This is a genomic window from Rhodospirillaceae bacterium, assembly GCA_002728255.1.
GTDB lineage: Bacteria > Pseudomonadota > Alphaproteobacteria > UBA7887 > UBA7887.
The window spans coordinates 98141-104477 of the sequence record PBWV01000047.1 but is presented as its reverse complement, the minus strand read 5'-3'; the positions used below and the strand labels follow the sequence as shown (position 1 = coordinate 104477).

The following is a 6337-nucleotide window of genomic DNA, read 5'->3' as shown; positions in this document are numbered from 1 at the left end:
AAACAGGTTGACTGTATGGTATACTAGTGTGGGTTTCTATCTAGAATCCACCCATACCACCCATGCCGCCCATACCACCCATACCGCCCATGTCGGGTGGCATGCCGCCGCCTGCAGGGCCATCATCTTTCTTCTCAGGCTTGTCTGCAATCATGGCTTCCGTTGTGATTAGTAGTCCTGCAACAGATGCCGCATCTTGTAAGGCAGCGCGAACGACTTTAGCCGGATCAATTATTCCAGCTTTGACCATGTCTCTGTATTTTTCAGTTTGGGCGTCAAAGCCAAACCGGTTGTCTTTAGACTCTAGGATTTTTCCAATGACAATGGATCCATCCGTACCAGCATTCTCAGCGATATTTCTTAGTGGCATACGAAGTGCTTTATTCACAATTTCTATACCAACTTGCTGGTCAGGGTTATCACCTTGAAGTTTCGGTAGTCCCTTTGAGCTATATATTAATGTGATGCCGCCGCCGGGAACAATTCCTTCCTCCACAGCAGCACGAGTTGAATGCAAAGCATCCTCAACTCGGTCCTTACGCTCTTTTACTTCAATCTCGGTTATGCCACCGACTTTTATGATAGCTACACCACCGGCAAGCTTAGCCAGCCGTTCCTGAAGCTTTTCCCTATCATAATCGGAAGTGGTTTCTTCAATTTGAGCTTTGATTTGATTGATCCGGCCATCAATGCCCTTCTTTTTACCCGCACCATCAACGATGGTGGAATTTTCCTTATCAATCATCACCCTTTTGGCACGGCCCAGCATGTCGAGAGAAACATTTTCCAGTTTTATGCCAACGTCTTCCGAGATAACTTGACCTCCCGTAAGGACTGCGATGTCTTCTAGCATTGCTTTCCTTCGATCGCCAAATCCTGGAGCTTTTACACCAGCAATTTTGAGGCCACCACGCAATTTATTAACAACGAGTGTGGCCAGTGCCTCACCTTCAATATCCTCCGCAATAATTAAGAGCGGTTGACTAGATTTCACCACTGATTCCAGTAAAGGAAGTAGCGATTGCAGATTTGATAACTTCTTTTCGTGAATAAGAATATATGGATCTTCTAACTCACAGGTCATCTTCTCAGGGTTGGTAATGAAATATGGAGACAAATAACCGCGATCAAATTGCATTCCCTCCACTACATCAAGCTCTGTATCTAGACCCTTAGCTTCTTCAACGGTGATGACGCCTTCTTTGCCAACCTTCTCCATTGCCTCGGCTATGATATCACCAACGTCACTCTCGCCATTTGCAGAAATTGTACCAACTTGGGCAATTTCTTGCTGACTAGCAACACGCCGGGCTGTTTTGGCAACATGTCCCAAGACATTTGTAACGGCTTTGTCGATACCACGTTTAAGGTCCATTGGGTTCATACCAGCAGCCACAGCTTTAGACCCTTCGCGGACAATTGCTTGGGCTAGTACTGTGGCGGTTGTGGTTCCATCGCCCGCGACGTCACTCGTCTTACTGGCGACTTCGCGCACCATTTGCGCCCCCATATTTTCGAATTTATCGCTGAGCTCAATTTCTTTAGCAACCGTCACACCGTCCTTTGTAACTCGGGGTGCTCCGAAAGATTTATCGAGAACAACATTACGGCCCTTCGGGCCCAAAGTAACCTTGACTGCGTTTGCCAAGGTATCTACGCCGCGAAGCATACGTTCGCGGGCGTCAGCACTAAATTTTACATCTTTAGCAGGCATGTTCCTAATTCCTTACTCGATGATGCCCATTATATCGGATTCCTTCATTATCAACAGTTCTTCACCTTCAACTGTTACTTCGGTTCCCGACCATTTTCCAAAAAGTATCGTGTCGCCTTTCTTAACATCCAGCGGCATGACTTTTCCATTATCGTCGCGGGCCCCAGAACCTGCGGCTACGACTTTGCCCTGCATGGGCTTCTCCTTGGCGGTGTCAGGGATAATTATACCCCCTGCACTCCGCTCGTCCTCCTCCACGCGCCTAACCATTACGCGGTCGTGTAGCGGCCTGATTTTCATCCGTGCCTCTCCAAATCTATAGTTTCCTTTGTAAATCCACTAATAGCACTCTGATACAGCGAGTGCCAACTCAACTATAAGGCCATATAGGAACTGGGAGGGGAACTGTCAAGGATTAGAGGCCTTCTAACACCAAATATTTTAAAATAAGCTCGGTTTTGCGCTTAGTGGCCCAAAACTCGATTGAAATTTGGCTTTTTTCCCTGGTTCCATGCTCACTTTAAGTAACAAATCAGTTTTTCCTTCAATACGGGACAAAACTACTCCGTTGCGGTACAACCACGCTAGAGCAGACCCGTCAGACATCGGTATTTTAATTTCAAAAATTTGGCGTTGCTTCATGAGGATTGCGTCTATTGATCTTAATAATTCATCACATCCCAGACCTGTTTTACTGGAAATTGATACTACATTCTTTTTCTTTTTTTTCGCATACAACTCAGAAATCGATGTATTATCAATAAGTAAATCAATTTTATTAAGAACTTCAATCATCTTGAGATTATTATCTCCATCCTCGATACCCAGCTCCTTTAACGTCTTCTGAACATCACGTTTTTGGTTCAGATTATCAGGATCAGAGAAATCCCTGACATGGAGAAATATGCTTGCGTGACATAGCTCCTCTAGCGTAGCCCGAAATGCGGCGATTAATTCAGTTGGGATATCCCCAATGAAGCCCACCGTATCAGATAGAATAACCGGGGACCCGGAAGGTAAGACAATTTTACACATCTTTGGGTCTAGAGTGGCGAAAAGTTGATTAGCAGTGTAGGTATTGGACCTACTTAAGCGATTAAATAAGGTTGATTTTCCAGCGTTCGTGTAGCCAACTAAAGCCACTAGGGGTAGGGGAATTTTTTCTCTTGGTATTCTTTGCACCTGACGGGTTTTTACAACTTTATTGAGGGTTGCTCGGATTTGATTTCTCCGTTGGTCAATTTGTCTACGATCGGCTTCAATTTGAGATTCGCCTGGGCCTGCTAAAAATCCACGTCCGCCGCGTTGCCGCTCTAGATGGGTCCAGGCTCTAACTAACCTACTTCTTTGATAATCAAGGGCTGCGAGTTCCACTTGGAGGCGTCCTTCGTGAGTATTAGCCCTAGTTTGGAATATTTCTAGAATGATTCCGGTGCGGTCAATAACCTTGCATTTCCATTCAGTTTCTAATTTGCGTTGCTGAACTGGCGAGAGCTTACCATCTACAAACACTAATTCTATTTTCTGATTATCGATGTTTACTGCTAGAGATTTTATTGTACCTGTTCCAAAAAGTGTTGAGGGACTTAGTCGTCTAATTTTAACGATTTTCGCGTCAACCACTAGAAGGTCGATTGACTTGGCAAGGGCTACGGCCTCTTGAATCCCGCGCTCTGGGTCACGATATGCGTTTTTTGAACAGAAAATATCGGGACGAATTATAACAGTTCGGGTCAAATGCGATTACTCTGTCGCTTTTGGCAATTCTTTAGATCCACTTGATCTTTGCCTGTCATTAGTCATTCATCTTCGAAGAGGCTTAATTCATCAGACGGCATAATTGTAGAAATTGCGTGTTTATAAATTAACTGAGTTTGAGATTCACGCTTGAGTATAATTGAAAAATTATCAAACCAAGCAATACTACCTTGCAGCTTTACTCCATTAACGAGAAATATTGTGACAGGTACACGTTGTTTCCTGACATTGTTCAAGAAAATATCCTGAACATTTTGATTCTTTTCTGCGGCCACGATGGGTTTCCTCCAAAACTCCAGTTGAAGTGTACTTACCCCTGTCATCCGGGAGACACATACTTCGTTTCCTCAATCCGCTTAACAGCTAATAATAGCACAGGCTAACTTAGCTGTTATTAAATAAAACAATTTTCTAACTATATAAAGTTATATGTATTTCAATAGGTTAAGATAGTAATTGGTATATTCAGAGAATTTTATAGGTGCTAAAAGATATTTCATTCGGTTCCGAAATTGAAATTAAGGGTCACCTCATAACTTTTTTGTAAAGTCATTATATAGAGTTTGTATCGCAGTAGTGACGGGGCCACATTTACCCGTACCAATTTTATGCCCATCAATTTCAATAATAGGCACTACAAATGAACTTGTGCTGGTCATGAAGGCTTCAGAAGCAGCTTTAGCTTGAGTAACCGTAAAAGGTGCTTCCAACACCTGTATACCATTCGATGTTGCTAGATCAATAATTCTATTGCGGGTGACACCACTCAGCATTTTGACCCCTTCAGGATGGGTCACTACCTGGCTAGTTTGGGTAACAATCCACGCGTTTGAACTACTGCCTTCAATTACAATTTCTTTTCCCCCACTCTCCACCAACCAGGCTTCAAAAGCGCCTCTCTGCGCCGCTTGATTTTTGGCCAATACGTTGGGAAGCAAGGACACAGATTTTATATCAGGACGTTTCCATCTAATATCTTCTGTGGTGATAACTGAGACACCTTGTTTGGCATGTTTACCGCCATTAGGTTTTGAGTGTTTTGCAGTTATTACTACTGACTCTTTAATTAGGTTCGGAATCACATGGTTTCTTGGTGCCGATCCTCGAGAAATTTGAAGATAAATAAGGCCTGATTTCAATCGGTTCTGCCGTATTATTTCTTTGATATTTGAATGTAAAGCGCTAACAGACATAGGCAGATTCATCTTAAGCTCGGTTAATGAACGAGAAAGACGTTTATAATGCATTTGCGAGTCTACTAAGTTACCGGAAATGACTGCAATTACTTCGTATACGCCGTCGCTAAACTGAGTAGAACGATCTTCCACATGGAGGCAAGCCTTGTTGTGTGGAAGATATCTACCATTCACGTATGAAATTTGGGACATTTGTTCTTCAATTCCGCCAAAAAGAAAAATTAAGAAGTACTAGAACACACAAAATTTCCAACCGCCCCATTAACATTCCTAACATCAAACCTAATTGTGCTACCCAGGGAAGTTCTAGAAGAAAGTTAGTCTCCTCAGAAATTTCAATGATATTAGGCCCATTATTGGTTACAGTTGCAATGGCTAACGTTATTGCCTGAGGAAATTCTATATTATTCAATGACAAGAAAGCCGTGAGCAGGCTTATTAGTCCAATAAAGCTGATGGAAAATACAGATAATACTTTCATCGAGTCTGTGGAGATGGAATGACCTCCATAATTTATTGGGGTTACGGAATGGGGATGGATCAAGCGGTATAACTCTTGTTTGGATTGTTGCAGAAAAAAAGTAAGTCTTGCAATTTTGAACCCGCCGGACGTCGAACTTCCGCTCCCCCCTAAAGCCGCTAAAAATAGAAGTAATAAAAAATAAAAATCTGGAATAAAAGTATCCGGTTGGGGGGAAGGATAACCGGTCGTTGTTACGATTGAGATTATTTGCATCATTGCGTTGTAAAAGTTCAAGATTCCTTTTGTGGAATCGTCAACAATTGCTACGGCAATACATGCACTGAGAAGGATTAATATAAGAAAATTCTGGCTCTCCTGGTCTTGTAAATAGTTTCTTAAGGATCCCGATAAAGCTTTTCCATGTATTACAAAATTCATAGCACCAAGTACCATAAATAACATTATAACAATTTCTACCGCCCTATTCCCAGATTCCAGCGGGCTATCACTTTCAACTAGAAAACCACCCGTGGATACAGTGCTCATAGCATAACAAACTGATTCAAATAATGGCAGGCCCGAAACAAACAGTGACAGAGCGCAAACAATGCTGATAACTAAATAGACTGTTAGCAGAGTTATTAAAGTCTTCTTAAAAGATGATTGTGGGAACAAATTGTGTTTCTCATGGCCATCTTTGGCGGCTTTGAGCGCTCCTCCAAATCCCAAATATGGAAGCGCCCAAATAACCAAAATCAAAGTACTATACCCGCCCATCCACTGGAGAATGGCTCGCCATAAAAGTTCACTTTGGCTGAGAAGTTCTGGTTTTGGATGCAAACTCATGCCGGTTGTTGTGAGCCCGGAGAGGGCCTCAAAACTAGCATAAAAGAAGGGTTGGAAGCTTCCGCATAGATAGAGTGGCAATGCGCCCAGAATGGTCGCAGTAGTCGCGATTATGGGGATTAGAATCGCCAAATCCCTCTTGCCCAGAGCAATTTTTACCCGATTTGTGGTTAGCAATGCAGTGACACCAATAAACAGTGAAACACCTAGGCTAACAGCAAAAGCATGCTGTGATATGTGTTCTTCGCTCGCTATGGCAAATACCAGAGGAGCTAGCATCCAAAAGGCCTTAATCAGGCATACTATGCCAAAGACACGCAAGATTGATGAAGGATGCATTAGGTTAGAAGGTTCTTAATA

6 protein-coding genes are annotated in these 6337 nt (G+C 42.8%); all 6 read right to left on the bottom strand.

Features of this window, described 5'->3' with window-relative positions:
• Nucleotides 1-40: 40 nt before the first annotated feature.
• The 6 genes from groL to CMM32_12040 all read right to left on the bottom strand — a co-directional run bounded on the left by groL (nt 41) and on the right by CMM32_12040 (nt 6316).
• Nucleotides 41-1714 carry a chaperonin GroEL gene (groL, locus tag CMM32_12065; protein ID MBT07625.1) on the bottom strand — a complete coding sequence of 558 codons (1674 nt, stop codon included), beginning with the start codon at nt 1712-1714 and terminating at the stop codon, nt 41-43.
• 12 nt (nt 1715-1726) lie between these two features.
• Nucleotides 1727-2014 (bottom strand): co-chaperone GroES, encoded by a 288-nt coding sequence (locus CMM32_12060; GenBank protein ID MBT07624.1) that lies wholly within the window; start codon nt 2012-2014, stop codon nt 1727-1729.
• 141 nt (nt 2015-2155) lie between these two features.
• Complete coding sequence (gene hflX / locus CMM32_12055) at nt 2156-3421, bottom strand: GTPase HflX (GenBank protein ID MBT07623.1); 1266 nt, start codon at nt 3419-3421, stop codon at nt 2156-2158.
• 92 nt (nt 3422-3513) lie between these two features.
• Nucleotides 3514-3747, bottom strand: coding sequence for an RNA chaperone Hfq (locus CMM32_12050; protein ID MBT07622.1), 234 nt, complete (start codon nt 3745-3747; stop codon nt 3514-3516).
• A 255-nt stretch (nt 3748-4002) separates the two neighbouring features.
• Complete coding sequence (locus CMM32_12045) at nt 4003-4860, bottom strand: D-amino acid aminotransferase (protein MBT07621.1); 858 nt, start codon at nt 4858-4860, stop codon at nt 4003-4005.
• 7 nt (nt 4861-4867) lie between these two features.
• Nucleotides 4868-6316 carry a hypothetical protein gene (locus tag CMM32_12040; GenBank protein ID MBT07620.1) on the bottom strand — a complete coding sequence of 483 codons (1449 nt, stop codon included), beginning with the start codon at nt 6314-6316 and terminating at the stop codon, nt 4868-4870.
• Between the last annotated feature and the right edge of the window lie 21 nt (nt 6317-6337).

What these genes read in the sequence shown, in the direction of transcription:
- groL (MBT07625.1), bottom strand. Translation starts at nt 1,714, where the DNA reads ATGCCTGCTAAAGATGTAAAATTTAGTGCTGACGCCCGCGAACGTATG.
- CMM32_12060 (MBT07624.1), bottom strand. Translation starts at nt 2,014, where the DNA reads ATGAAAATCAGGCCGCTACACGACCGCGTAATGGTTAGGCGCGTGGAG.
- CMM32_12045 (MBT07621.1), bottom strand. Translation starts at nt 4,860, where the DNA reads ATGTCCCAAATTTCATACGTGAATGGTAGATATCTTCCACACAACAAG.
- CMM32_12040 (MBT07620.1), bottom strand. Translation starts at nt 6,316, where the DNA reads ATGCATCCTTCATCAATCTTGCGTGTCTTTGGCATAGTATGCCTGATT.